The organism is Fibrobacter sp. HC4, assembly GCF_023373925.1.
Classification (GTDB): domain Bacteria; phylum Fibrobacterota; class Fibrobacteria; order Fibrobacterales; family Fibrobacteraceae; genus Fibrobacter.
On the sequence record NZ_JALCZV010000007.1, the window covers coordinates 63,617 to 89,982 of the forward strand.

The window sequence follows — 26,366 nt, forward strand, 5'->3', positions numbered from 1 at the left end:
TATTTACTCCCAATTTTCGGCCACATACTTCATGACGAGCGGGCCGTTGTATTTGTTAGGTTTGCTAGATCCATTTTCGCGGGCCAGCATCGACAGGAACAGCTTTCCTGCACCGTCAAATGCCAGCAGCGGGCTTGAACCACGAAGGTAGTAATTGTTTTTCTTCTGGAAGACCGCATTGAAGTACGGAAGCTGGTTTTCGCCGTAGAAGTGCCATACCTGCTTGCCGTTGACGGTCTTCAGCTTGAATACGTGGACCTGGGAGTAGTCGGCCTTATGGTCGTCCATGGCCAGGTAGACGTCGTTGTTTCGGGTAACTACGCTCAGATGGTAGGCGATGAAGCCTTCGAAAATCGGCTTGCCGAAGACGTCGGACTTGTTCCAGCTGATGCTATTGGTGTTCAGGGTTCCCTTGTACACGTAGGGACCGTAGTTGTTGTAGTCTCTGTTGGCGAATGCCATGTAGAAGGTGGAACCGCTGGCAGACAGCGACATCTTGCTGACGTTCTTGGCAACGGAAGAGGTTCCCTGCTTTTCGTTGTAGGACGCATCGTAGATGGCACTGTAGAGGGTGTAGTCCGAAGTGTTGTCGACTGCGGTAACGACCAGGCTGCCGTTCACGAATACGCCGTTGATTTCGCGGAACGTGACATTCTGGTTGTTCTGGGTCTTTCTGGCGATATCCTTTGTGCTCCACTTGCTGCTGCTGTAGTAGGCCAGCTTGTTCAGCTTGCTGGAGTTGATGTACAGAACGACCGGCTGTTGCTTGGAGGCGTTGTACAGCAACTGGGGGCTGGTGGTGCTGGCGATATTTCCCAGAGAAGTGAAGTTCTTTGCCGTCTTGTCGCTGGAGTAGATGAAGAAGGTTCCCTTTTCATCCAGGAGGCCCACATACAGGCTGGTACCGTCGGTAGTCACCTTGATATCGACGATGGAGTCGGTCAGGGTGATGGTGCCGCCGCTGGTCCAGCTGTTACCGCTGAGGACGGAGGCCTTGACGGATTTTCCACTGGTCGGGTATACTTCGATAGGTACATCGTCTACGATAACGAAGGCGGGGGCGACAATCAGGGAGGCGTTGTTGTTGAGGACGGTATCCTTGCCCTGGGTCTGCCATGCCTTTTCGAAGTAGATGGTGTGCTTGGCTTCTTCAGCGCGGTGACGGCTGTAGAAGGAAAGGGACGGTGTGGTCGTGGAACTGTCGCGGAAGTCCAGATAGATAGTCATGGAGCCCACGGCGGTTCTGCGCTTGAAGGCGGAGTTGAACTGGGAAATGTTGGTGTCCAGGGTGCCGTCGGGGTTACCCAGGTAGTAGCCGTTGTCGGAACCGCTAAAGCGCCAGTAGAAGACGTAATTGTCCTTGTCGCCCAGTTCACCCTGCTTGGAATTCTGTCCGCCCCAGGAAGGATCGAAGAAGTACATGGCGTCGTCATCCACGTTGGCGTCGCCACTCCACAGGTATGCGGTATCGGGAGCGGTAATGACACCCATGGGATGCTGCTTCAGGATGTGAACCACGGTGGTATCGCTGAAGGTTGCCTGGGTACTGGTTTCCTGGGCCTTAACGATACAGTACATGTCCTTGCCCTGTTCGGAGTAGCTGGAATCCTTGGAGATGGTCATCTTCTTGCCGTTGGCGTTGTAGTCGTACAGGGTGGCCTTTCCGCCCTTTTCTAGACTCTTGCCGGTTTCGATGACCTTACATTCCCATGAGAACCAGTCGATGCCCTGCCAGACGTCGTTCACGGTGGCAGAGAGGGTGAATGCGTCACCTACGTTGATGTAGATCTTTTCATCCTGGACCTGGATCAGGGGCTGTTCTGTGGTAAACTGGATCTTGACTGTGTCGGTGGCGGTGTTGCCGTCGTTGTCGGTTGCCCTTGCGACGCAGTAGTAGGAAACCTGAGGTGCGGGAGCCTTCCATACGGTGTCGTAGGCGCTAACAGTCTTCCAGTTGCGGTCGATTTCGCTGGGAGTTCCGCAACTCCATTCACGCTTGGAAATTTCGCCCGGGTCAGATGCGACGCCTTCGTTATCGTCGGTTGCCACGGCGCTAAGGGCCATGTTGAAGCCTTCGCGAACGATGATTTCCTTGCTCTTGACGGTAATGGTGGGCGGTGCGGTAATGACCTTGGTATGAATGGTATCGCGTGCGGTGTTTCCGTCATCGTCGGTGACCTGCACGATGCAGGAGTACTTGTCTTGCTTGGTGGAAGGCATGGTGGCTTCGGCGCTGCCGTTGCTGCCGGCGACGATGTTCAGGCCGATGTCGTTATCCTTGGAAAGGACGCCGCAACCCCATTCGATCTTTACGATGGTGCCCAGTTCGTCGCGGGCGATGGCGTTCAGGGGGAGCTTGTCGTTGATGGTCACCATGTCGTAGCCGCTAGCTAGAACGGCCTTCACGGTGGGCGGGTCCAGAAGCACGGTGTAGGTTGCCGTATCGCGGGCGGTAAGGCCGTCGTCATCCTTGACCTGGACGACGCAGTAGTACTTTCCTTCGCGGTTGGGCATCTTCACTTCGGCCTTGTTGCTGGACATGATTTCCCAGTCGTTGGATGTCACGGTCTTGAGGTTGTCGCTACAGGCGTAGGAGTATTCGGCGATGTAACCCAGTTCGTCGTTTGCGATGGCGTTGATCGTCTGCACGGAATTGATCTTGACCGTGGCCTGACGTGTGCTGAGCTTGACGGTGGGCGGATCCAGCAGGACCTTGAAGGTCAGAGAGTCGTATCCGACTTCATCATCATCATCGGTAACCTTGAACTTGCAACGGAACTTGTCTGTTTCGGAGCCCGGCATGTTCAAGGTAATCTTGACATCGCTGACGCTCTTGGGAGTGTTGTCGAATTCCTTCTTGTTGTCGAAGATGATTGTTCCGTTACTGCAACCCCATTCAATCTGCTTGACGTAGCCGTACTTGTCGCTTGCGTCTACGGTCACATTTACAGAGGAGTTGATCTTGAGCTTGTCGCTGCCGCTGTAGGTGGCCTTGACAGAAGGAGGATCTGCGATGACGATCACCTTGACGGTGTCGGAGACGCTTCTGTTCTTGACATCCTTGACGGTTACGACCACGTTGTAGGAGCCGGTCTTGTTAAAGGCCAGGGTGCCCTGGGTGTTGTAACTTTCCTGTCCGTCGGTGAAGGTAGACGCTGTGGGGCAGGGGTACTTGGTATCGAGATTCTTGCTGTCGCCGCAGTTCCAGGAAACGGTCAGGTCGGAACTTCCGTTGCCGGGGAAGGCGGTCACCTTGAAGTCTATGGTGTCGTGCATGGTCACCGAGGTGGTAAAGCCAGGCTCGGTAAAGATGATGGCCGGGTTTTCGCCACGGACGCCGAACTTGACCTGGGCGCTGAGATTTACGTTGTTCTCTGTGTAGCGGACGGTCATGATGTAGTCGACGCCTTCTTCGGCCTTGGTAATATCGCTGTATTTCAGAACGAACTTGGCCTCACCGTCGTCGTTGACTGCAGAAGTCTTGGTGACGGTGTCCTTACCGATGATGTAGGTCCAGCTGACGGACTTGGGGGCGGGGTAGGCTCCGGTAATCTTTGCGTTGAAGGTCAGTTCCTTGCCTTCGCTAATGAGCTGCTTCTGTGCGCCATCCACATCCAGGGTCAAGGTCGTTGCGTCGACCACGAAGCTGGGCTTGATGACTCGCTTGTTGCCGGCATTGTCGATAGCGGTGAATTCAAAGCTGTGGAGGCCGTCTTCCATGTTGGCCAAGTTGAATTCGCAGTTGTAGATTGCGCCCTGGTCTGTGTTGTTGCAGGTAAGGGTCTGTTCCTGCTTGTTGTGGGTTGCAGAAACGCTCTTGACTCGAGATCCCAGGTCGCGAACATAGACGGTCTGCCTTAAGTTGCGGACGGTCAGGGTGTCGTAGTTCTTTACCAGGATGATCGGGGCGACCGTATCCTTGAGGGACATGGAATCTACGGTGACCATGGCGCCGGATTCCACATAGATCTTGGTCAGGGAGTCGCTGGTGTATTCGCCGATGCCGGACTTTGCCAAAATGGTGTAGTTGCCCGGATCGACGTTGACTGTGTAGTTACCCTTGGTGTCGGTAACGCCGACAAAGGTGTTGATGCCGTTGTTCAGTTCCAGGTTGATTCCTTCGTGGGAGGTTCTGCCCTGGTAGTGTACCTGACCGGAGATGGAACCCTGGTTAGAGGAAATGTCGCCGATATAGAAGTTCCAGGGGCGGCTGGTGCCTTCGCCTGTAGAAATGCTTTCGATGTGGACGATGTCGTAGCCGTCGGTGACGTACATATCCCAGTAGATACGTCCTTTCAGTTCCTTGGCAGGATTGTTGATGAGCGTAATGGAGTTGCGTTCCTTTTCCTGGTCCCAGAAGTCGCACTTGGTGGACATGTAGTTTTCGGCAATCAGGTCTTCGGAGTCGAAAGCCTTAACAGGGGGAAGTCCGTTCTTGCCGTTCTGGGCGTAGATGAAGTACTTCAGGTCCTTGGGATTGTCTTCGTCGGTACCTTCGTAATAGAAGTAGAAGGGCTTGGTAATGTCGTGGCGTTCACCATCCTTGGGGTACAGGATTTCCAGCTTGGGGATCCTGTTGAAGTGGAGGTTTACGCTATCCTTGGTCTCGTTGTTATCGTCGTCGATGGCGATAACGTAAATCTTCTGGTTGCCCTTGGAGTCGATCTTCTTGGGATCGTTCTTGATGGTCAGGTACAGGGAGTCGTTATTCTTGCGGGTCTCGTACTTCCATTCCTTGGGGTCTTCCTTGCCGCTGGCGTCCAGGTCCACCATGATCTTCTTGATGGTGCCGAAGGAATCGCTAACGGTAATGGGGAAGACGATGTTGCCCTTGTTGCTGGTCCACAAGGTATCCTTGGGAACGTTCAGGACAGGCTTGGTGTCGATGACGTTGATATAGGTGCGCTTGGTGTCGGTACCGGCGGTGTCGGTGGAGTTGTTACCGTCGAAGGCGATGAACAGCGGGTAGTACACGCCGGGCTTGGAGTAGGCCCAGGCCATGGGCGTTGCGTTGTTGCCCAGGATAACGGTGTCCTTGCCGTCGGCCTTGGTCAGGTTCCACTGGAATCGGTAGATCTTGTCGACGTTACGGGGCAGGATGCCCATCAGGTAGACCGTATCGTTTACGGTAACCGTCAATGTGTCTGCCAGGGAGTCCGAGGTGTTGAAGTTAGTGTTGGCCATGGAGTCGGCGAATGCCTTGGCGTCTTCGAAGGACTCGCGCTGGGCGAAAATTCGGGAATGGTTATTCTGGAGGCTCACGTCTTCCTTGACGGAGGGTTCCCTAGAGCAGTCCGAAAGGCCTGCTATGGCTAAAATACCAAAGAGCAATGTTAAATATCGTGACTTACGCATGACTTACCTATGTTGCACCTTTTGGGGTTAAACCTTGTATTGTAAACTTTTATAAAATGTATCTTTTTTGAAAGCATTTGGGTGTGGAATTTGCACCGATGGAGTAAGATTTATGGAATTAATACCCCTTTGGTATTGGTTGGCTGTTTTTTTTGTTTTTGGCGCCTGTGTCGGTAGCTTCTATAACGTTATCGTGTACCGCATGCCCCGCGGGATTTCGCTGATAAACCCGCCCTCCCACTGCCCGCTGTGCAAGAAGCAGATCCCCATCTACCTGAACCTGCCTGTAATCGGCTGGTTCATTCTGCGTGGCAAGACCGCCTGCTGCCATAAGCCCCTCAATATTATATATCCCATTGGCGAAGCCCTCTGCGGTTTGCTGGGGGCACTGGCCCTGTTCGCTGCCGTGGCGGTCAATTACGGTGCCGTTGTGCCGGAACTTTTTGTATCGCCCGTGATGCAGCCCAGCGTGTGGGCCGATGCCCTGGCCATGTTCTGGCTCCTGCTGGGAGCTTACCCCGTCTGTGCGGTGGATTTTAAGTATAAATTAATTCCCGATTCCATGAGCGTTGGCGGCATTGTGGCTGGCCTCCTGATTTCGCTTATTCCCGGGGGCATTACCCCGCTGCAGAGCCTGGTCGGCGCGGTTGCCGCCGGTGGCGGCCTCTATTTGCTTGGACTTGTGGCAAGCAAGGTCTTCAAGAAAGAAGCCATGGGCTTTGGCGACGTGAAGCTTTTGGCCGGCTACGGAGCCCTCATGGGTTGGCAGTCTGCGGCCATGATCCTGGTGGTTGCCGCCGTGGTGGGCCTGCTGGTGATGATCCCCTACGCCCGTATCCAGCGCAAGATTGCAGAAAAGGCCGTGGTGGATGATTCCGAAGATGTTTCTGGCCAGATTCCCTTTGGTCCGTTTCTGGCCCTGGCGGCCCCTATCGTGTACCTTTGGGGCGAAACCTTCCTTGAACTTTATATAAGGTTTGTAGTCGGAGAATAGAACGTCTAACTTTTAATAGAAAAACTGGCTCCCGGGTGGGGGCCAGTTTTTTTTGTTGGTTGGTATTGGAGGAGGAATTTCTTATTTCGTCTGGATGTAGCGTCTGATGGCGGTACCGGACTTGCTGTACTCTACGACGATGGCGCGGGTGGCGACCATCTTGTTCGGCTTGGTGTTGCCGGTGTAGAGGGGGCGGCCCTGCATATCGAAAACGCGGTAGTAGCTGGCTTCGGCCTCGGTAGCCGCATCTGCGATGGTTCGGATGGCAGATTCTTCGGAATCGCTGGATTCAATTTCTTCGGAAGAATTGCTGGATTCAATTTCTTCTTCGGAACCGCTAGACGCGATTTCTTCAGAGGAACTGCTGGCCGGGTCTTCGATTTCTTCTGCAGCCACTTCGAAAGTCACGAATTCAGACATCTGGGTCAATCCGGAATTGTCGGTAGCTACGGCCACGGCGGAGTAGGTTCCTGCAGCCAGGTCGTTTACGGTGACGCTATAGGGGGCAGAAGTTGCGGTTCCCACCAGCTCTGTTCCGATGTAGAAGCTTACGCTCTTTACGGAACCGTCGGCATCGCTTGCGGAGGCGGAAAGTGTTACGCTGGAGCCTGCATCAAAGGCCTTGTTGGCGGCGGGTGCCGTCATGGCGACGGTGGCTGCCTTGTTGCTTACGCCAAAGGCCTGGTCGTAGGCGGGCATGGATCCGTAGCGGCCTCCCACGCCTGAGAGAGAGGGCAGGTCGGTGGGAAGGCTGTTTACGTCTCGCTTTTCCCAGCTGTAGCTGGGGTTGAAAGTTTCTGCCTGAGGGGCACCCATGGTTACAGTACCATTGTAGCGGTGCTGCTGGGTGGTGTTGCTATAGGTGATGCCGCTAAAGTAGACATAGCCGTTGTCGCCCCATTCTGCCAGGTAGCCCTTGCCGTTCTTGATGTAGCTATTTTCGTAGTGGACATAGGCCTTGGCTGTGGCACTGTGGCCGCTGGCGCCTGCAATGAAGAAGCGGTTGCCGTCTACCAGCTGGTTGTAAAGGTGAACCTTGGAACCGTCGTTTTCGCCCGTTACCTTGGGAACGCGGCCGTAGGTATTATGCCAATAGGAGTTGGCGTAAGTCAGCTGGGCGTCTTCTACCAGTGCCATGTAAGGGTCGGTTCCCCAGCAGTTGAAATCGTTGGCGCCGTCAAAATCCAGGTAGCTGATGGTAGCGTTGTCTACGAATTCCATGTCGAAACCGTCGCTAATCCACTTGTAGCTAATATGGTCGGCCCAGAACTTGTCCACATGCTTCGAAGAGGTTCCTACCGTTTCGAGGCCGTCGCCACCTTCGATCAGGTGGGGGTTCACGTCGTAGATGGCCAGGTTGCGATAAATGTGGTTGCCGCTGCCTTCGTTACTGCGGACTGCAATAGAGGCTCCACGCAGATTGGCGCCGCGGCCCATGCCCACCAGGCTCTTGTTGGCCTTGGTGGTAATCCAGTTGGACCATGCCATCAGATTTTCGCTTTCCTGGACAATCTGCACGCCGGCTTCGGTCAGGTCGCTGCAGCTATTGGCCTTGAAGGTGATGCGGTAGAAAGTATTGGTCTTTCCGGTGACCGCATTCTTTTCGGAGCAGGTAGTCTTGCACCAGGTGCGTCCCTTGGCCTTGGCTTCGGTTACCGCATTGCGGAACTGGCGGAAATCGTAGGTTCCTTCGGGAACGAGAATAGTCAAGGCGTCAGAAGACTGCAGGTACTTGCGGACTTCTGCGGAATCCTTTGCGATAACGATTTTGCCTGCGTCGCCGCCTGTTGTAGAGGCACCGAAACCTTCTGCCCTTACATTCAGGGTAAACAGGAGGACTGCGACGGAATCGCTTTCGCTGCTGGTCCAGATCCACTTGGACTGGGTATTTGCGGCAAAGCCCTTCAGGTCGCCGCCGCTAGGCATCTTTGTGTTGGAATAGCTCAGGGCTGTAGCTCCGCCCCACATGCTCAAGTCGCGGCCCTTTTCCTTCCAGGAGGCGTTTCCTACAGACGGCTTGGATTTCCAGTCGCTGCCGCTGTAATAGGAACGGTCAAGATCGTCAATCTGGACCAATACGCCGGGGGCTCCCGCGCCGTTGATACCCACCACGGAGAATGCGTTCTCGCCGGGGAGCAAAGTCATAGGAATGAAGCGGACGCGACCGGCCTGATTGTCTTCGGCCAGCAGGGCGCCATTGTGGTAAAGGCGGTAGCCGCCATCTGCCACAATCCACACTCCCGGACCCTTTCCTGCGTTGTAGGTGGCGGCGATGAGCTGAGAGCCCACCTTGTCTCCACCTCCATAGTTTTTGTCTGCAGGAAGCGTCACCACTTCATTTGCAGGCGTGGCGGCCAGCGATACACCACACGTACCAGCCATAACCATGCCTGCGATAATTTTACCCAAAACACCTTTTTTCATAAAGTTAAACCTTTCTTTTTATGAAATCCCAAATATCCCTGGTTCCTAGACAACGGGCATCCCAACCTCGTCGGCTCTGAACCATTGATAAATCTACCCAAAAAGCGGGAATATTCCTACTTGTTTTATGACTGAACCTCATTTAGCGTTGTTTCTGGACAACGGCAATGCGCTGGCCGATACCCCCATTTGCCCCCTTTTTCTTACATTTTGGGCATGGTTGAACCGCAAAAACAGAAAAAAGTCTTCGAATACCTGGATTACCGGGAATTTTTGAGGGACTATTACAGTCAGAAGAAGGCTGCAAACCCGGCCTTCTCCCTGCGTGTATTTTCTGACAGGATCGGTTTCAAGGCCAAGGACTTTATTAGCCGCGTCATGAACGGCGAAAAGAACCTGAGCCAGCAAAGCATTCCCAAGGTGGCGTCTGGGCTGCGGTTGGGCAAGCACGAGACGGAATTTTTCGTGGCCCTGGTGGAATTCAACCAGGCCGAAACCACTGACGACCGCAATGTGGCTTTCGAAAAGATGCAGGCCGCCATGAAGGTGGTCCGCTTTGCCGAAAAGCAGCACATGCTGGGGCATGCCCAGTATATGATCTATTCCCACCCCCGTCATCTGTTTATCCGTAGCCTGATCGGCATGTTCGGATTCGACGGGGATTATGCCGCCCTGGCAAAACAGGTGAATCCAAAAATTACCGCCGACGAGGCGAAGCAATCCGTAAAGCTGCTGGAAGAATGCCAACTCATAAAGAAGGATGAGAACGGCAAGTACGTGCTTACAGAAAGCGCCATTACCACAGGGGATCGTACGTCAAAGCTGGCCCTTCGCGGTTACCATCAGAATTGCCTCAAGATGGGGGCGGAATCCATCGACCGTGACCCGCCGGGCAAGCGCCACATTTCTGGCCTGACCCTGGGCATCAGCAAGGAAGGCTACGACCGCATCGTAGAACGTATCAATGCCTTCCGTAAAGAAATTGCCCTCATCGCCGAAGAGGATGAGGGCAGTGATAAGGTGTTCCAGATGGAATTTGCGTTGTTCCAGGTGGGCGGAAAATCAGAAAGCTAGCTTAAAAGGCGAATGTCTTTTGTGTGAGGGACTTTCCGTTTTCGGTAACCCTGACCATATAGACCTTGTGATCCAGATTTCCAAGGTTCAAACTATAATCCATTCCTGCGAAACGTTCCGCAAGAATCTTGTTCCCCAGCATATCGAAAATGGCAACTTCCTTCGGGGAGGCGCTTGCTGTATTGATGTGCAGGGTAGAACCTTCTACGTGGAGCTTAAGCCCAGAGGCGACGGTGGGAGCGAATCCTGTTGTAGATGAAGTAGGCTCGGCCTGCTGACTGCTAGAAGAAACTTCACTGTCAGAAGGATTCTCACTGCTAGAAGAAATCCCGCTGCTGCTGGAAAGGGGCTCCGGCGTGGGGCACTTGGAAAGAGGCATGGCGGAGTTGGTGGTAAAGCAGGCCAGGGTGTCTCCTTCTAGAACGAAGTTGTATACGCCCGGAATGCCTGCCCTGCCGCTCTTGTTGACGAAGGTGAAGTCGGCATAGTAACCGCCCTTTTGAACGACCTTGTTCATGGCCACACGCTGGTGGCTCTTGTTGCTGTTGACCGCTGCGTTTTCGAAAGCGTATGCATCGTAATCGATGTACCACACATATACGCCGTTGTTTTGGATGTAGGCGTCGTACTTTACGGCGGGGCGGTATTCAACAATGTAATATTCGTCGTTCTGGTTTGGGTTGCTGACAGAAAAGGCTTCCATCTTTGAAATGTCCCTCATGACGTACGAGGAATTGGGAGACATTTCCTTGATGGTCATCCAACCCATGGCTTCGCGTTCGAAGGCGGAGAACGAGGGCGGCGTTTCCCAGTTGCCGTTGTACATGCCCTGGGTCATGACATCGTAGGGAGTGGGGCCCGATACAAAGCTCGTTCCGGAGCCGGAGTACATGTCGGGGAGACCCAGAACATGGCTAAACTCGTGGGCGAAAATTCCCATGGCGTTCAATTTCGAATTGTTGGAATTGTCGCGGTACTGGGCGATGAACAGGTAGGCGTCGAATGTATATCCGCCGGCGGTATAACCCTTGCTCCACTGGCTGGCGGCGCCGTTGTAGATCATCTGGTATTTGTGCCCCCAGAAGTAGTCGCTTTGCTTAAGGGCGTTTTGTTCTTCGCCGGGGAACAGGAAGAGGAACCCGTCGACGGTGGTGCCTTCGGCGCAGTACTTGTTTGCGTTGGCCTTGAAGTTCGGGTGCTTGACCAAAGCGTCAATACCTGCCTTGGTGTAATTCCCTTCGTTGAAATTACTGCCGCTGCCGAAACTGGTCTGTGCCACGTTTAGCGGTAGGGGGTAGATGTCAAAATGAATGTCCAGCTTACCGTTGGATGAATGGAGGTAGTAATCGCGGAGGCTGCCGATGTTGCCGTTCTTGTTGTAGCCTTCCTTGTTGAGCAGGTCATAGACGGCGGCGGAGTCGGCGTGGGGAATGTCTGTGGTTCCGACCAGGAGGGTTGGGATGTAACGTTCCCCCGAGACCCACTTTTGCGGGGTAGGGCGGTTTAGGGGCTGGGGGCTAGAAGAGCTCCTTAGTATCAATGCGCCGGGCTGTTCACTTTCGTCGGGAAATCGGCCCCCGTAAATGGCCTCATGCTTTTTTAGGATATTCTGCTTCTGGGATTCGTCTAACTGTTCCAGAAATTCATTTTCGGAGGGCAGCCTCAAATCCTTGTCGTGGGCGATAACGTTAGACGGTTTGCCGTTGGTGTCGGCGTAAACGTAAGTCCCGGATTGGTCGGGGAGCACCAGGTAGCCATCCTGGGTGGTGGCATAATGATAATGCTCGTCACCATGGTTGACAAGGGTGAGCTTGGAATCTCCGTTGTCTACAGTGTTGTAGACGTTAGGGGCTGCAGGGCGAGCCCAAAGTGCAGAAACGATGCCGCTGAATAAAATTAACCCGAAAGCACTCTTCATGTTAAACTCCTGCAGAGAAAGATAAATTTTTTTGGGGAGAGCCGGTTGCTTTTTCTGTGAATACAATCTCATCCTCTTTACAATTCCATCTTGTTTGTTTAACTTTGCACACAAGTTCACTCCGGGTGACTTTTTTTGGGCCTCATTTACTGACCCTTTATATCTACTAGATAAAAACTTCTCTTTTGGAGAAATCATGAAAAATAGGGTATCAAGGTGCGCAGCCTTGATTGGGACCGTATTGTCTCTTTCGAGCTTTGCGCAGGTTTGTAACGAGGTCATCTTGTACAAGGGTGGCGAATCTGGTGTGATGGAGGCCGGAAATACATTTCCGGAATCTCCGGAGTGGAATGCTAACTGGGGAAACATGGGAACTTTGGTCCCGCCGTATATCCGTATTTCTGGAGCGAAGGCTTCTGCGGGCGACTGGAGCGGAACCATGGTCCTGGATCGCATGCCGGTAAACGTTCCTGGAGGCAACCTGTCTTTGGACCTGTCGGCTTCCCGGTCGGGGAAGGTGGGCGTCTGGCTGGAGGGTGATTTCGGCGTTAGCGCGGTACATTATGTGAATGTGTCTGCCGGTGTGCCGGACCACCTGGAAATTCCCGTCGCCTCGATTGTGGGTTCTGCCGGTGGACTTGTCCAGAGGATTGGCGTTGGACTTTATGACGTTCCCGCCAACAGCTATGAGACTCTCTTTCTGGATAACATCGCCTTTAGCTGTGCCGTGGGTGTTGATGGTATGGTCGATGGCGACTCCGACGATGAATCCCGGGAATTGGTGGTGGCCTATTCCTTTAGCGATGTGGTTCCTGCAAGTCCCCGTCGCGAAACCCGGTTCAGGAGCGTTGCGGCTACAGAAACTTCTGCCGCCTACGATTCTGTATCCCGCGTAAAGATCGCCGACTCCACCAACGCCGACTTTGTATTGGCTGAACAGGAACATCTGCAAATCCAGAACTTTATGGAATCTGCGGAACTTACTCCCGAGGAATCTCGCCGAGGTTGGTTTAACAGTATGTATCTGATTGAACGGAACCGTTTGCGGGATAGCGCCATGGCGAATCCGAAGGCGCTGTTCTACGAGGCGGCGGAATTTACGGCGGGGTATGATAATCGCGTCATGCCTGTCCTCGTCGGTAATGTGGACTATGCCTACCGCGTCTGTGCCGATACTTCCTGCGAAGTTTCTGATTTTGAGTCGGGCAGGGCGCTGCTGGCAGGGTTGCCTTCGTCAGAGGTTTCTGGGTCTGTACTTGAAATTTACTATGACCCCTATTTTATTGCCACTAACCGCAGTTCTATTCCGACTCTAGAAATCCACGATGGCAAAAGATGGGTGAATGTTCCCCTGAAATCAAAGGTCCGCGTAGAATTCGATTCTGCCGGTAAAAACAGCGTGAGTGTCCGCCTTGCAGATGGTGATATGACGGTTACTCAGAATATTGCAGTGGAGGTGAAATAATGCGTTTCTTCTTGTTGATGGCGACACTTCTGTTTGCCGCGGCCTCTTCTTTTGCCTCGGTAAAGGACCTGTTCTTCTATAAAGACGGCAGCCGTACTTGCGTAAAGGATTCCTATGGCATGGCGCCTGTGGATGCCGACGGAAAAAGCTGCAGTAGTTCCTCTAGGCACGATGTTCGCATCCGTGTGATCAATGCCGAACAGAATTCGGGGCAGAAGCTGGGCTTTAATCTGGTTCGCCCCTTCCTGATTATCGACGGAATCAATCTGGACCCCGGTAACCAAAGGACCCTCTCCAGTTTTCAGGATGATGCCAGTCAGATGGGGCTTTCTAGCCTACTTTCTGATCTGGGATATACCCCTGTGCTGGTGCAGTTCTCGGAAACGGTTCTGCAGTCCCTGCAGAAAAATGCCGAACATTTTACGGACCTCATGAAATTCATGAACAGGAACAAGTTGTTCGGCTTTGCCAACCGTTCTGTCGACGGCTTTGTAGTTATGGGCATTAGCCAAGGGGGAATTATCGGCCGCTATGGTGCCTACAAGTATGATTCTGCCCGCTCTTCGTCTGATGCTCCTGTGCGCCTGTTTGCCTCGCTGGATTCGCCCCATCAAGGGGCCGTGATTCCTAAAAGCCTGCTTTACACGATTGACTTCTGGGCCGAAAGGGGCGGAAGCAGTGAAGCTGAAGCCTTCAGGGATTTAATTCAGGGGGATGGTGCCCAGGACTTGCTGTTGGCCAGGCTAGAGAAGCGAAGTCAGCACCTCTTTTTTACGCCTACGGTGGTAAAGGAGGATTTCTCTTCGAACCGATTCCTTTTCGGGGATTACCGCAAGGCTGCGGAATACAAGGGCTTCCCTTCTGTTCTTGTGGCCCAGGGGCTGCTGAAGGGTAAGGAAATTTCCCACTCCAAGACTTACTTCAAGTTGAATCGCAGGGCTAAGAAGGCGGGTACCGTAATGGGCCGTGCCGAAAGTTACCTGTATGCGCCGGGGAGCGATTCTTCGAGTCTTTCCTACAATCGAATTTATCGTAAGATTAGCGAAGATTTCAAAAGAGATGAAGTCCGCTATTCCAAATATGATTTCGTACAGGGGAGTACTTACCCTTTTTCTAAGGTGATGTATAATAACCTGAGAAAGGGAATGCTGAATGCCATGCCCAGCGGTATGAAGATGAAAATCCTTGGGGCTCATTTCTCCTTGAGCACAGGGTGGGATGCTGATACCCTATATCAGACCCAGAGTACTTTCATTCCTACGGCTAGTGCCATGGATTTAAAGTGTAATGGCAAGATGGCCATGAACCAGGGGTGTGCCTTTAGCCAGTCGTCTAGCGGATTGAATTTTGAAAAGCCGGGTAGTCATAGCACCGCGACAGCCTTTTACGGCGTCGATCCGACACATCCCCGCTATAAGGATTCAAAGGGACCCCATCATATTGAACTTCCTGTAAGTAAGGGCGAGTTGGATACGACGGTTCTCCGGGGTATTCAGACGGACATTTGGAGGGTTCTGTGTGAATTGGCCAAGGCGGATTATGATACGGCCCGCAAGGAATATCGTAATGCCTATCTGGCGGAACATTTTACTCCGAAGGCCAGCTGCATGGATAATGCCAATATCCCTGCAATCGTGAAGAATGCCGGCCTTACCCAGACGAAGAAATTCCCTTATGCCAGGTATGACTACAAGACTTCTGCCACCGAAAAGAGCGGTACCGTCAAGTTTGACTTGGCTGCAGGCTGGCATCGTGTGGCCTGGTTTGACTACGGCGAAAACATTCCGGAAGGGAGTTCCTTTGAAGTTGATGTAAAGGTGGAGAACGCAAAGAATGACTGGATGCGTGCAGAACTCCTTCTGCATAAGGGCAAGAACAATTCCAACCAGCTTCAGCTGACCGAAGTGAAGGTCCCTGTCGATGGCAAGAAACATACCTTGCGCTGGAAAATGCCCTTTAGCAGGAATGCCCCCAGCACCTACAGGTGGATTCGCCTTGTGCTGAATTCCGATGGAGGCCGTGTGGCGTTGTCGAATCCAAGGCTTGTGGTGACCGGTGTAGAAATGCCTGAACCGGATCAGATCAAGTCCAACATAATTTACCCCAACTCGTCTTACAAGGTGACACCGTGGCTGTCTTCTACCCGGGTGCGCTATATGCCGACGGCTCAAGGTCAAAAGGCTTTGCAGATTGATTTCGATGCTGCGGAAAGGGGAGTCCATATCATCTTTGACAGTGCAAAGTCCTTGAGGGGATTTTCAAACTTGCGGGTGTCCTTTAAGCAGGGTACTTGTAGTGAAACGGCCGTGTATTTCGATTCCTATCGAGGGGGCGCTCGTCGCCTTAGGGACTTTGCCCCGGCGGGTACAAGTGCGGCCCTGATTCCCCTGGATTTGATTGTGGATACCCGCGTTACGCCTAATTTTGGATTGTCTGCAAGCCGATTGTCCATTTTAGGTATGAAAACTTCGGAATCTTGCGTTATCCAGGATATTTTGTTAGAATAACTTGTGTGTTGCATATAAAATTATGTAAAATTTATATGCTTTTTTACAGGCAAGATTTTGATTGCGTAGGGATGTAAAAAGGAGATAAAAATGAATAAGAGTACCATCGCCATGGTTACCATGGCTGCACTGTCGTTGAACTTGACCGGCTGCCTTCTTCCCAAGGCTCGCTCTATGGGGGCTTCCCTGATGCCAGTCCCCCTGGATCATCGAGTCGATGGAAATGACGACTCCCAGAAGGTGACTTTGTCTGCTAGCGGTTTCTGGAACCGTAATTCAGAAGACCGCAACTTGGATAAGGTGATGTCTGGTGGTGGCGACCTGGGCCTGACTTATCGCTTTGGCGGTTCTTTGTCTCCGCTGTTTGTGAATGCCGCGGCAGGGGCCTTTGGCGGTTCCCTTTCCATGTCCTGCACGGAGAGTGATTGCAAGAATCACGGCGAAAACGAAAAGTACAGGCAGTGGCTCTCTACTAAGGAAGGCCAGAAGGACTACAGCTTCTGGAATGTTCAGGAACGAGTTCTTGTAGGTGCTGACTTTAACCCCGGTTCCTTGATGATCATGGGGCTTGGTGCCGGAATGCAGTTCTACCAGGGTAGCTCTGACTACGACGATCTCCGCGATAAGCTCAGTGAGAAAAAGATCATGGATGACGTCGATCGGAATGTGGGCTTTGGAGTTGTCTCTGCGGTCTGGCTTGGCGCCCACCTGGGCAAGCAGGGGCAGTACGGCAACGTGGTGGCCGAAGTGGATACCTATTTCAAGGGCGACCCGGAAGACTGGCTTGGTAGCGTTAAGCTGACCTACAGCCACCCCACTGGATTCTTTGGCGGCGCCGCCTACGAAGACCTGCTGGGCCTTACCCTGTATGCGGGTAAAACCTTCACGTTCTAGAATAATTAACAAGAACAAAAACAAGAATAAAAAACAAGAAACCCCGCGAGTTGAATCGCGGGGCTTCTTGTTAGAACTGCCGTAGCCAACTTGCGTCGGCTTGGCGAGCTGCAGTCTGCGGCTTTCGCCTTACGACTACTTGAGGGTGCTTACCTGAACGTCCCAGCTCTGGTTGCCGAGGGCGATACGGTAAGTGGAAGCCTGACCAGCCTTCATGTTCTTGGTGTCCACAGCCGGGGCAGCGTTGGGGTCCTTCTTGGGAACGCCGATGTGACGGTTACCCTTGAGGAATTCGATACCCTTGTTGCCAGCCTTAGTCTGGAGACAGCCAACGATGAAGATGTTTTCGTCGGTAACGGGCAGACCGTTTTCTTCGAGCTGCTTCTTTGCAGCCGGAATACCCGGTTCGAGGATTTCTTCTGCGCACTGAACGCCCGGATGAGCTTCAGCGAACGGCTTCATGCCGAACTGATCTGCAGCGATCTTCACCAGTTCCGGATCCGGTTCGCAAGGAGTCTTACCCTGGTAGCCAAGGAGCATCTTGCCGTAGCCTTCAGTCATCTTGAACCAACGATCACGACCAGCGTTTTCGTTGATGGTGTTCATGTAGGCCTGCTGGAAGTAGAACTGAGAAACCGGGGTCACGGAAGAAGCAAAGCCACCGCGAGCCACGCATTCGCTCATGTTCTTGATCACCTTGTCGTACAGGTGGAAGGTCTTGGTTTCGCGCATCATGAGGGTGTTGGCGGTAAGTGCGCCACCCGGCATGGGGGAGAAGATCACGTCCGGAGAGATCTGGCGAGCTTCGGGCGGGAAGTTGTAGTCCTTGAGGCATTCAACGGCGACGTTGTTTGCGTCCATGAGTTCCTTGATGTGATCGTCAACGATACCGTCTTCGCCGAGAGCCAGCTTGTAGTCGGTGCCCTTGAGAGCGTGGAACATGGAGAACAGGTCGGGCTGGGAAGTACCACCGGAAAGGGGCTTGCGAGCCAGGTCAACGCCGTCTGCGCCACCTTCGATAGCTGCCTTGTACTGAGCAACACCAGTACCGCAGGTATCATGGCTGTGGATGCGGAGTTCGACATCGTCGCCCAGGAGCTTACGAGCGCGCTTGAAGGTTTCGTAAACCTTGGTGGGGTTGGCGGTACCGGAAGCGTCCTTGAAGCAAACGGAAGCAAACGGAACGCCTGCGTCCAGGATGTTCTTGAGGATGCGTTCGTAGAAAGCGGCATCGTGTGCGCCTTCGCATCCCGGAGGAAGTTCCATCATGGTAACCACGACTTCGTGTTCCAGACCGGCTTCGGTAATGCACTTACCGGAGTAGATCAGGTTGTTCACGTCGTTCAGGGCGTCGAAGTTACGGATACGGGTCATGCCGTGCTTCTTGAACATGTCGGCATGGAGCTTGATCATGTCGCGGGGCTGGGGTGCCAGAGCCACAACGTTAATACCGCGGGCCAGGGTCTGCAGACGAGCCTTGGGGCCAACGACGCGGCGGAATTCGTCCATCATGTCGAATGCGTCTTCGCCGCAGTTCTGGTAGAGGGCCTGGAAACGGGCGCCGCCACCTGCTTCAAAGTGGGTGATACCTGCGTGGCATGCAGCTTCAACAGCCGGCATGAAGTCCTTTGCGAACACGCGGGCACCGAAAATAGACTGGAAACCATCACGGAAGGAGGTATCCTGGAACTTGATCTTTTTCATGTGTCTTCCTATGGGGCTTATAACCCCGTGTGTATTAATTCAATAAAATACGCCGATGAATATAATAAATGTGGTAGGCCCGTGTTGAACCTAAATTAGGTCTAACGATACTTTTTACAATCATAAACCTCAAAACGGACTAGGTAGAGAATATTTATATTTGAAATATGAGCTTGATAAATACGATTGTTGTTTCGGGGGGCACCCACGGTAACGAACGTACTGGTGTGCGTCTGGTTCAGAAGTGGATGGATAATCCTGAATGTTATAACAATTTATGTAAAAGTGCAAAGGTCGAACTGGTACTTGCCAATCCCGAAGCCATAAGGTTGAACCGCCGCTATCGGGACCACGACCTGAACCGCGCCTTCTCCCAGACCTGCCTGGATATGAATGGGACTCCCCAGCAGTATGAGTTCCGCCGGTCTAAGGAGCTGAACGAAATTTACGGACCCAAGGGCCCCGATACCAAAACCGACCTGATCCTGGATGTCCACAACACCGGATCCAACATGGGCATGTGCCTGATCCTTTCTGACAGGGATCCCTTCTGCATGAGAGCCTCTGCGGTTTTGACTCAGGAATTTTCTGACGCCTGGATTTATTACCAGCCCGAGGAACGCAGCGCCTCGCCCTACTTCGGTACGGTGGCCAAGGCGGACATCTGCGTAGAGATTGGCCCCCAGCAGCACGGGACTCTGGACGCCGCCATTTTTGAGCGCTCCGAAAAGCTGGTCCAGCGCTACCTGGAACTGGCCGAAGAATGGAACCGCGGCGAACTGCAGAAACGCCCGCCCATCAAGGTGGATGTGTACACCCAGTTCAAGGATATCGGCTACCCCAAGCCCCAGGGCGGCGGAGCGATCCAGGCCATGATCCACCCCAATCTCATGGGACACGACTATTGTGAATTGAAGGATGGGGATAAGCTGTTCAGAACGTTTGACGGTAAGGATATACTGTACCATGGTGAAAGCCCGGTGTACCCCATCTTTATCAGCGAACCCGCCTATTACGAAAAAGACATCGCCATGAGCCTCACCACAAAGACCGTGGAAGAGTGGTAAAAATTTGGAACATCTTGAAAGCGATGTCATCCTGCCCCCCCCTTCCGTGTCATCCTGAACCCCTTCCGCGTCATCCTGAGCGGAACGAAGGAACTAGAATTTATTTAGAACAAGAGAACGATTGTATGGCTGAAGAAAACGAAGAACTGAAAGAAGTGAATGGCGAAGAACGCCTTAAGAATTTCATGGAACTGGTGCAGAAGCAGAAGGGCGAACAGTGGAGTTCCCGCTTGTCCGACATCCTGGATGCTTTTGAAGATTTCTTGACGACCCGCCCCGAACCTCCCAAGGAATGGTCCGATACCTATGCCGCCAAGGGCAAGGAATTTGACTACTATCAGGTGGTGCTGCCCCAAGATTTCCAGGACCCTTACGAAGATGACCTGGGCAATATTCACCGTCTGCGCAACGAGTTCGAACGTACCCCCAGCACCATGGCCCTGGAACATGAGCTGATCAGCCGCAACTACTTCATTTTCGAGAACGGCCATGCCGACGCCATTCCCGCTCCCCAGCCCATGCTGATGCTTGAAAGCAAGGACCGCGATGACGACGAAGAGGAACAGGAAGGCGACATTACCTGGGATTGCTGCATTTCCATTTTCCCCGATGGCAGCTACATCGCCTACAACTTGGCCCACGACGACGAAGAAGTTCTGGGCGAAGATTTCAAGGCGGAATTCGACAAGCATATCGACGTGCTTTCCCGCCTGCAGCTGGTGATTCCCGTAGAAGGCCGCGACTACGGCATTCTGAGAAGCGACGCTTAATTTTTTAGGCGGCAAACTGCTGGGGGCAAATTGCTTCGGCAAACTGCTGCGGAAAACTCGTTGTTGAACTGCGTCGGCTTTGAAAGAACCGGCGCATTTTTTTTGAGCTTTAAATGGAAATTTTTGAGACTGAGATTTACAAGCGCTATCTGGAAATATTGAATCGGGATGGCTGTCTGCCCCAAAACCGCGATGGCCTTGGCGCTCAGGGCCTCGGTGCGGCTGAACCGCAGGCGGTATCCTTTGGCGAACTGCTGGAAAAGTATGACGCATTCTGCTTTGATGGCTATGGGACCTTGTATAACCGCGGTGCCTTTGTTTACCCGGGGGCCCGGGACTGGTTTGCGGCCTTGCGTTCTGCGGGCAAGCAGGTGCGCCTGATTACCAATGCGGCCAGCGATGTAGACCGCGTGCTGGCGGCGGATGCCGCAAAGCGTGGGTTTGACTTTTCTGAAGCGGAGACGATTTCGTCGGGAAGTTTGCTGAAGGACCTGGTGAAGGAATTGCGGGCCGGAACCGCCGCCAATGCAAATCAGGCCTGCGGCCCTCTGAAATTGCGTGAGGTTTACTACATCGGGCGGGAAACCGGTAAGAACGTCTTGGCGGAATGTGGCATGACGGCGGTTGCGCCCGACGAATTCCCCGAAGAACCCGTGGTGGCCATTTCTTCGGCGAAGGATACCGATGAAACTTATGCCCGCGCTGTAGAAATTCTAAGACGTCCCGGTGCTATTTTGCTGGTGCTGAATTCCGATGCCTGGGCTCCGAAAATTGACGGTTCCCGTGAGCCTGTCTCTGGGGCCCTTTGTGAACGCCTTCGTCGCGAATCCGTAGACGAATCTAACGGCGGCAATGGCGGTAACGGCGACAATGGCGGCAAGGGCTGTACCACTTACTATTTGGGAAAGCCCTTCCCGGCGATCTGGAAAAAGGTTAGCGCTTCTTTGCCCGAGTCCCTTTTTAATGGGCGCAAGCCCCGGGTGATCATGATTGGCGATACCCTGGGAACGGATGTTCTTGGGGCCCGCGTGGCTGGCTTTGACAGTGCCCTGGTTGTGGGCCGAAATGAACCTGCCGCGGAATTGCTGGTAGATGAACTCGAACTGGGAATCTATCCGGATTTTTATTTGTAACCTGTAAAATTTAACCGTCGATTATGTAGTCCACGGCGATGCTGTGGAGGCCGGTAAAGTAGTCTCTCTCGATGACGGGGCGGGCCTCAATTCTTGGAATCTGGGGGCGCTTCAGGTTGTCTTGCAGATACTTGGTCATGGCGTCGCAATCCACTTCTCTAGAGAGACCGCCGGTAATGACGACTACGGCCGGGTCCAGGAACACGGTGGTGGCCAGGATCATGCGGTTGATGGTGGGCTGGGCCTTTTCGATGGAACTGAAGACGACTCGCTGGTCTTCCTTTTTGAAGTTGTAGGGGAAGAAGGAGAGTTCCCCTGCCAGGTTGGAGGCTCCTCGCAGAATGTTTCCGTCTACGATGAATCCTCCTGCGGGAGTTTGCCCCTTGGGGAAGAACAGGATGGCCACGTTCCTGCCGGATTTTGAATCCAGCTTCTTTTCGCAGTTCTTGCGGTAGCCCACGGCGATGGTGTTCATGTCGTTTTCGACGCGGACGGGGAAGCCGGTGGCGTTTTCCAGTTCGGCGGCCACGTTAAGTCCGCTGAGTTCTGTAAGGTCTGAATATTCCAGGATGTTGTTGTTGATGCAGCCCTGGATTCCAAGGACTACGATTTTGACATTCTGTTCGGGCTTGCAAATTCTCTTGATGGCTTCGCTGAGGGTGGTGACGTTGATGACGGGCTCCTGAGTGAAGCCGGCGTCTTTTACGTTGCCGATCAGGTCGCGAACCTGGTAGCGAATGAATGATCCAGTGCTTTCGGTAAAGGCATAAAGGCAGAGGGTGTTGCCCACGCCTTCGCTGATGCGATAGCTCATGGCCCGGCGGCCGCCGCTAGACGAGCGGAGCCGTTCTTCTACGATGGAGCCTTCTGCGGTCATCTCGTTGAGGATGCTTCCGCAGGTGACTACGCTGAGGCCTGTCTTTTCGGCCACCTCGGGTTTTGTGACGGAACCCATCTCTAGAATGACTCGCTTGATGCTAGCCACGTTCTGCTTCTTGATCTCTGCTGCGGAGCGAATTTCTTTTGCCATGTTCATTCTCTTTTTCCGTGAGTAAAACTAACAATGAATGCAGCAAAAAATATGCCGTTTATAAAAATTTGTTGTTTTTACAGAAATTGAAAATAAACTGCCGACTTTATAAAGTCGTTTTACAAATGATGTACCTACCAAAATGCTACCGTGCTGCTACGGTTATGTAAAACCGGTAAAATTTGTAAAAATCGTGGGTTTCTGAAAAGTTGGCACGGCCTTTGCGTAAAAAGGGGCGTAAAACAATTTACCCACGAGGTGTTTATGAATATTTCCAAGTTTTTAATTGCTGGTGTGATGGCCCTTGCCGCAACCGTTTACGCACAAAAGCCGGTACTGAAGATCGCCTATAGCGATTGGCCGGGTTGGACTGCCTGGGAAATTGCCGAAAAGAAGGGCTTCTTCAAGAAGCACGATGTGGATGTAAAGCTGGAATGGTTTGATTACGGCCCGTCTATGGATGCCTTTGCCGCCAAGAAGGTGGATGCCGTAGGTGTCGCCAACGGTGATGCCATGGTGCTGAACGCTACCGGCGCCCGCAACGTGACCATCTTGATTAACGACTACAGCAACGGTAACGACAAGATTATCGGCGCTCCGGGAATTAACTCCATCAAGGATCTGAAGGGCAAGAAGGTGGGTGTCGAAATTGGCTGCCTTTCTCATGCACTCCTGATTAACGCTCTTACCAAGAATGGCCTGAAGCCTTCTGATGTGACTCTGGTGAACATGCCCACCCATCAGGCTGTACAGACTCTGGAATCCGGCGAAGTTTCCGCCGTGGTGGCCTGGGTTCCCCATTCCGTGAACGCACTTGAAAAGGTGAAGGGTTCCAAGGAACTTTACACCAGTGCTAACGAACCGGGTATCATTTACGATTTGCTGGTGGTGTCTCAGGAATCCCTGATGAAGAACAAGGCTGAATGGGCCAAGGTTGTTGCAGCCTGGGATGATGTGGTGGCTTATCTGAATGACCCCGCAAACAAGGATGAGGCCGTCAAGATTCTTGCCGCTCGCGTAGGCATTTCTGAATCCCAGTATGCAAAGTTCATGAACGGTACCAAGTTCCTGCGCCTGAGCGAATCGGTGAAGTACTTCAAGAAGGGCGAAGGTTATAACTCCGTCTTTGGTTCCAGCAAGATCGTCGACAAGTTCTTTGTAGAGAACAAGGTGTACGACAAGAACGTGGACGTAAACCGCTTCATCATGCCCAAGTTCACCGAAGACGCCTTGAAGAAGTAATCAGGTACGCTTCGCTTGAGGTATGAGGTCGGTGGCGTTGCCGCCTAGAGGAAAAAACTAAAAGGCCGATGGCCGACCTTAAAACCTCAAAGCACTCAAAGAGTGCGCCCTAAAACCTTAATTGTTGTGTGGAAAAAATGACTAATCCTATTGGAATTCAAAAGACTGTTGGAAAGAAGTGGACTATGGTCCTGGCTATTCTTTCCTTCGTAATTCCCCTGGCGACCTGGAGCGTGATCAGCTATGTGCCTTTTGTCTATCATCCGCTGATGCGCGTGGTAGATGCTGGCGACAGCATGTTCTGTATGCCGGGAGACGAAATCGATCGCGCCAACTTTGCAGAAGAAAACAAGAACCTTCTGGAATCTGGCGCAAAGCCCATGACCGGTGTGCGCGCCAATCCCGCTTACTTGCCCGCACCCCACGAAGTGGCCAAGGCCCTGGTTACCGCATTCACTACGGAACCCAAGCGCGATGGCGATGTATGGTTCTACCAGAGCATCCTTCACTCTGTAAAGATCGTGTTCCTGGCCTTCCTGCTTTCTAGCCTTGTGGGTGTTCCCATGGGTATGCTGTCCGGTGCTATTCCTTTTTTTGAAAAGCTGACTGGACCGTTTATCGAATTCTTCCGCTATTTCCCGGCTCCTGTTTTTGGTGCCCTGGCGGTTGCTGTTCTTGGCATTAACGATGCTCCGAAAATCGCCATCATTATCATCGGTACTTTCTTCCAGCAGGTGCCCATGATTAACGCCACCACCCGCCGTGCCGACGGTGCCCTGATTGAAGCCGCCCGCACTCTGGGGGCATCTCCCAAGCGCATCCTTTTCAAGGTGATCCTCCCTGAAATCGCTCCCAAGATGTACAAGGATATGCGAATCCTTTTGGGCTGGGCCTGGACTTACCTGATTGTGGCCGAAGTGGTGGGCACAAGTTCCGGCATTACCTGGTTCATTAATCAGCAGGCCAAGTACCGTAACTTCGATAATGTTTATGCTGCCATCGTGATTCTTGGAATTATCGGTCTCGGCTGCGACTTGATTCTCGCCTGGCTGGGCAAGAAGATCTTTGCCTGGGAAGATGGCCGCGTCGGTGTGGCCGCCAAGTTCAAGCAGGTCGTTGGTTCTAAGGATGATGTGTTTAGCTTCCGCCTGACTGCAGAAGAAAAAACTATGAGGGATCGTTACAATGGCAGACTCTAAGATTATTTCACCCGCCGAAGATATTATCCTGGAAGCCCGCCACATTGTAAAGGACTTCGAAGAGACTAACGGTTCCGGCACCCATCGCGTATTGGATGATGTTTCCTTTGGCGTTCGCCGTCGCGAGTTCCTTTCGATTATCGGCCCCTCTGGTTGCGGTAAGTCTACCTTGATCCGCATTGCCGCAGGCCTCGAAACCGCAACCTCCGGCGAATTCTACCTAGATGGAAAGAAGGTGAAGGGTACAAGTGCTGAACGTGGCATGGTGTTCCAGAAGTACACTTTGTTCCCTTGGATGTCCGTGAAGAAGAACGTGATGTTCGGACTGGAATCCATTGGCCACGGAAGTGAGGCTGAAGAAATTGCGGAACAGTGGCTGCAGATTGTGGGCTTGGAAAAGTATGGAAACTATTTCCCAAAGCAGCTTTCTGGCGGTATGCAGCAGCGCGTGGCCATTGCCCGCGCCCTGGCCCCGCAGCCCCGCGTACTCTTGATGGATGAACCCTTCGGCGCTTTGGATGCCCAGACCCGTTCCCAGATGCAGAAGTACCTGCTGGAAGTCTGGAAGAACATCGATATCACCATCATCTTCGTGACCCACGACCTTGACGAAGCGGTATTCCTTTCGGATCGAATCCTTACGCTGCAGGCCAACCCCGGCAAGGTCAAGGAAATGGTGGATGTCCATTCTGTGCCGCGCCCCCGCAACAAGGATAGCTTCTTGCTTCCGGAATTCATCGAAAAGCGCAAGCATATCGAAGGCCTGATTCACCCGCCCAAGCTGGTGGAAGAACCCGAAGAAGAATTCAAGATTGTAAACATGATCGCCAAGAAGTAGCGGTCGCAAAAAATTCAAAAAATGGAGTCCAAAAATGTCTGAATCTAAAGTACTGTGTGAACAAGTAATTGCTGGCGGCTGGAACTATTCCCGCATCGTAAAGAAGGGCCAGAAGATCCGCCTTACCGATATTGAAGGTGGCGCAAACGCTAGCATCATGTGCTACAACGCCAAGAACTTCACTGAACGTTTCAATCTCGGTGATACCCTGAAAATCCAGCACATCTGCCGCATCGCCAAGAACTGCTGCCTTTATAGCGATATGGGCCGCATCCTCCTCAGTGTTGTCGAAGATACCGTTGGCTGGCACGATCCTCTGTGCGGCTGCACCCACGCAAGCCTCATCAAGGAACGTTTCGGCGAAAAGTCCTATCAGGCTGCCCACAACGACTTCTTCCGCAACGGTTACGATTCCCTGCTGGTTGAAATCGGCAAGCATGGCATGACCAAGCGCGACTTTACCGAACTGGTAAACTTCTTCAGCAAGGTTGTGGTTACTTCCGACGGCAAGATGACTTTCGTCGAAAACAACTCCAAGGCCGGCGACTACGTGGAACTTCGTGCCGAAATGGACACTCTCGTTGTAATCGATACCGGTATGCATCCCCTGAATCCCACCAAGGAATATCTGCGCAAGCCCGTGAAGGTTGAACTCCTCACTTGCGACGAAGCTCCCGCAGACGATCCTTGCTTTACCTGGTGCCCGGAAAATGGCCGCGGCTACATCAACACTGCAAACTACAACTTGTAGG

At 52.9% G+C, this 26,366-nt stretch carries 16 protein-coding genes and 1 pseudogene; 12 read left to right on the top strand and 5 right to left on the bottom strand.

The window, feature by feature from the left end:
* Window positions 1-3: 3 nt before the first annotated feature.
* Window positions 4-5,355: a hypothetical protein gene (locus tag MMG03_RS06295; RefSeq protein WP_139259202.1), complete on the bottom strand. Its 5,352-nt coding sequence runs from the start codon at window positions 5,353-5,355 to the stop codon at window positions 4-6.
* Between the two features lie 112 nt (window positions 5,356-5,467).
* Here MMG03_RS06295 and MMG03_RS06300 point away from each other — a divergent pair, with 112 nt between their 5' ends.
* On the top strand, window positions 5,468-6,349 hold the full coding sequence (locus MMG03_RS06300) for an A24 family peptidase (protein WP_073286027.1): 882 nt from the start codon (window positions 5,468-5,470) through the stop codon (window positions 6,347-6,349).
* Window positions 6,350-6,430: 81 nt separating this feature from the next.
* Here MMG03_RS06300 and MMG03_RS06305 read toward each other — a convergent pair whose 3' ends face one another.
* Window positions 6,431-8,773 (bottom strand): Ig-like domain-containing protein, encoded by a 2,343-nt coding sequence (locus MMG03_RS06305; protein ID WP_249505895.1) that lies wholly within the window; start codon window positions 8,771-8,773, stop codon window positions 6,431-6,433.
* A 216-nt stretch (window positions 8,774-8,989) separates the two neighbouring features.
* Between MMG03_RS06305 and MMG03_RS06310 the strand changes: the two genes are divergently transcribed.
* Window positions 8,990-9,847, top strand: a complete 858-nt coding sequence (locus MMG03_RS06310; protein ID WP_249505896.1) for a TIGR02147 family protein — start codon at window positions 8,990-8,992, stop codon at window positions 9,845-9,847.
* A 1-nt stretch (window position 9,848) separates the two neighbouring features.
* Here MMG03_RS06310 and MMG03_RS06315 read toward each other — a convergent pair whose 3' ends face one another.
* On the bottom strand, window positions 9,849-11,765 hold the full coding sequence (locus MMG03_RS06315) for a snapalysin family zinc-dependent metalloprotease (RefSeq protein ID WP_249505897.1): 1,917 nt from the start codon (window positions 11,763-11,765) through the stop codon (window positions 9,849-9,851).
* Between the two features lie 196 nt (window positions 11,766-11,961).
* Here MMG03_RS06315 and MMG03_RS06320 point away from each other — a divergent pair, with 196 nt between their 5' ends.
* From MMG03_RS06320 to MMG03_RS06330, 3 genes are all read left to right on the top strand, one after another.
* A complete protein-coding gene (locus tag MMG03_RS06320; RefSeq protein WP_249505898.1) occupies window positions 11,962-13,230 on the top strand; it encodes a hypothetical protein in 1,269 nt (422 codons plus the stop codon).
* Window positions 13,230-15,737: a hypothetical protein gene (locus MMG03_RS06325; protein ID WP_073236873.1), complete on the top strand. Its 2,508-nt coding sequence runs from the start codon at window positions 13,230-13,232 to the stop codon at window positions 15,735-15,737. Before MMG03_RS06320 ends, MMG03_RS06325 begins: the two co-directional genes overlap by 1 nt.
* A 90-nt stretch (window positions 15,738-15,827) precedes the next feature.
* Window positions 15,828-16,631: a hypothetical protein gene (locus MMG03_RS06330; protein ID WP_073286015.1), complete on the top strand. Its 804-nt coding sequence runs from the start codon at window positions 15,828-15,830 to the stop codon at window positions 16,629-16,631.
* A 135-nt stretch (window positions 16,632-16,766) separates the two neighbouring features.
* Here MMG03_RS06330 and MMG03_RS06335 read toward each other — a convergent pair whose 3' ends face one another.
* Entirely contained in the window at window positions 16,767-18,335 is a 1,569-nt protein-coding gene (locus MMG03_RS06335) for a biotin attachment protein (protein WP_073160320.1), read from the bottom strand.
* A 167-nt stretch (window positions 18,336-18,502) separates the two neighbouring features.
* On the opposite strand from MMG03_RS06335, the gene MMG03_RS06340 reads away from it, so the two are divergent.
* The 3 genes from MMG03_RS06340 (at window position 18,503) to MMG03_RS06350 (ending at window position 21,305) form a co-directional block, all read left to right on the top strand.
* On the top strand, window positions 18,503-19,402 hold the full coding sequence (locus tag MMG03_RS06340) for an aspartoacylase (protein ID WP_249505899.1): 900 nt from the start codon (window positions 18,503-18,505) through the stop codon (window positions 19,400-19,402).
* Between the two features lie 125 nt (window positions 19,403-19,527).
* The gene (locus tag MMG03_RS06345; RefSeq protein WP_073160322.1) at window positions 19,528-20,172 is read left to right on the top strand and encodes a hypothetical protein; all 645 of its coding nucleotides are present in this window, start codon (window positions 19,528-19,530) and stop codon (window positions 20,170-20,172) included.
* 113 nt (window positions 20,173-20,285) lie between these two features.
* Window positions 20,286-21,305 (top strand): HAD-IIA family hydrolase, encoded by a 1,020-nt coding sequence (locus MMG03_RS06350; protein ID WP_249505900.1) that lies wholly within the window; start codon window positions 20,286-20,288, stop codon window positions 21,303-21,305.
* Between the two features lie 10 nt (window positions 21,306-21,315).
* Here the strand turns inward: MMG03_RS06350 and MMG03_RS06355 are convergent, their stop codons facing one another.
* Window positions 21,316-22,335: an ROK family protein gene (locus MMG03_RS06355; RefSeq protein ID WP_158535522.1), complete on the bottom strand. Its 1,020-nt coding sequence runs from the start codon at window positions 22,333-22,335 to the stop codon at window positions 21,316-21,318.
* Between the two features lie 264 nt (window positions 22,336-22,599).
* Here MMG03_RS06355 and MMG03_RS06360 point away from each other — a divergent pair, with 264 nt between their 5' ends.
* The 4 genes and pseudogenes from MMG03_RS06360 to MMG03_RS06375 all read left to right on the top strand — a co-directional run bounded on the left by MMG03_RS06360 (window position 22,600) and on the right by MMG03_RS06375 (window position 26,365).
* The gene (locus MMG03_RS06360) at window positions 22,600-23,577 is read left to right on the top strand and encodes an ABC transporter substrate-binding protein (protein WP_073160328.1); all 978 of its coding nucleotides are present in this window, start codon (window positions 22,600-22,602) and stop codon (window positions 23,575-23,577) included.
* A 137-nt stretch (window positions 23,578-23,714) separates the two neighbouring features.
* Window positions 23,715-24,659, top strand: a pseudogene (locus MMG03_RS06365) (ABC transporter permease subunit); the annotation flags it as partial.
* A 103-nt stretch (window positions 24,660-24,762) separates the two neighbouring features.
* The gene (locus MMG03_RS06370; RefSeq protein WP_249505901.1) at window positions 24,763-25,614 is read left to right on the top strand and encodes an ABC transporter ATP-binding protein; all 852 of its coding nucleotides are present in this window, start codon (window positions 24,763-24,765) and stop codon (window positions 25,612-25,614) included.
* 34 nt (window positions 25,615-25,648) lie between these two features.
* Window positions 25,649-26,365 carry an urea amidolyase associated protein UAAP1 gene (locus MMG03_RS06375; RefSeq protein WP_073236858.1) on the top strand — a complete coding sequence of 239 codons (717 nt, stop codon included), beginning with the start codon at window positions 25,649-25,651 and terminating at the stop codon, window positions 26,363-26,365.
* Window position 26,366: the final 1 nt, after the last annotated feature.

Coding starts and splice junctions, on each gene's coding strand:
- MMG03_RS06345 (WP_073160322.1), top strand. CDS start 19,528: ATGGCTGAAGAAAACGAAGAACTGAAAGAAGTGAATGGCGAAGAACGC.
- MMG03_RS06295 (WP_139259202.1), bottom strand. CDS start 5,355: ATGCGTAAGTCACGATATTTAACATTGCTCTTTGGTATTTTAGCCATA.
- MMG03_RS06370 (WP_249505901.1), top strand. CDS start 24,763: ATGGCAGACTCTAAGATTATTTCACCCGCCGAAGATATTATCCTGGAA.
- MMG03_RS06325 (WP_073236873.1), top strand. CDS start 13,230: ATGCGTTTCTTCTTGTTGATGGCGACACTTCTGTTTGCCGCGGCCTCT.
- MMG03_RS06340 (WP_249505899.1), top strand. CDS start 18,503: ATGAGCTTGATAAATACGATTGTTGTTTCGGGGGGCACCCACGGTAAC.
- MMG03_RS06300 (WP_073286027.1), top strand. CDS start 5,468: ATGGAATTAATACCCCTTTGGTATTGGTTGGCTGTTTTTTTTGTTTTT.
- MMG03_RS06360 (WP_073160328.1), top strand. CDS start 22,600: ATGAATATTTCCAAGTTTTTAATTGCTGGTGTGATGGCCCTTGCCGCA.
- MMG03_RS06305 (WP_249505895.1), bottom strand. CDS start 8,773: ATGAAAAAAGGTGTTTTGGGTAAAATTATCGCAGGCATGGTTATGGCT.
- MMG03_RS06350 (WP_249505900.1), top strand. CDS start 20,286: ATGGAAATTTTTGAGACTGAGATTTACAAGCGCTATCTGGAAATATTG.
- MMG03_RS06315 (WP_249505897.1), bottom strand. CDS start 11,765: ATGAAGAGTGCTTTCGGGTTAATTTTATTCAGCGGCATCGTTTCTGCA.
- MMG03_RS06335 (WP_073160320.1), bottom strand. CDS start 18,335: ATGAAAAAGATCAAGTTCCAGGATACCTCCTTCCGTGATGGTTTCCAG.
- MMG03_RS06355 (WP_158535522.1), bottom strand. CDS start 22,335: ATGGCAAAAGAAATTCGCTCCGCAGCAGAGATCAAGAAGCAGAACGTG.
- MMG03_RS06310 (WP_249505896.1), top strand. CDS start 8,990: ATGGTTGAACCGCAAAAACAGAAAAAAGTCTTCGAATACCTGGATTAC.
- MMG03_RS06375 (WP_073236858.1), top strand. CDS start 25,649: ATGTCTGAATCTAAAGTACTGTGTGAACAAGTAATTGCTGGCGGCTGG.
- MMG03_RS06330 (WP_073286015.1), top strand. CDS start 15,828: ATGAATAAGAGTACCATCGCCATGGTTACCATGGCTGCACTGTCGTTG.
- MMG03_RS06320 (WP_249505898.1), top strand. CDS start 11,962: ATGAAAAATAGGGTATCAAGGTGCGCAGCCTTGATTGGGACCGTATTG.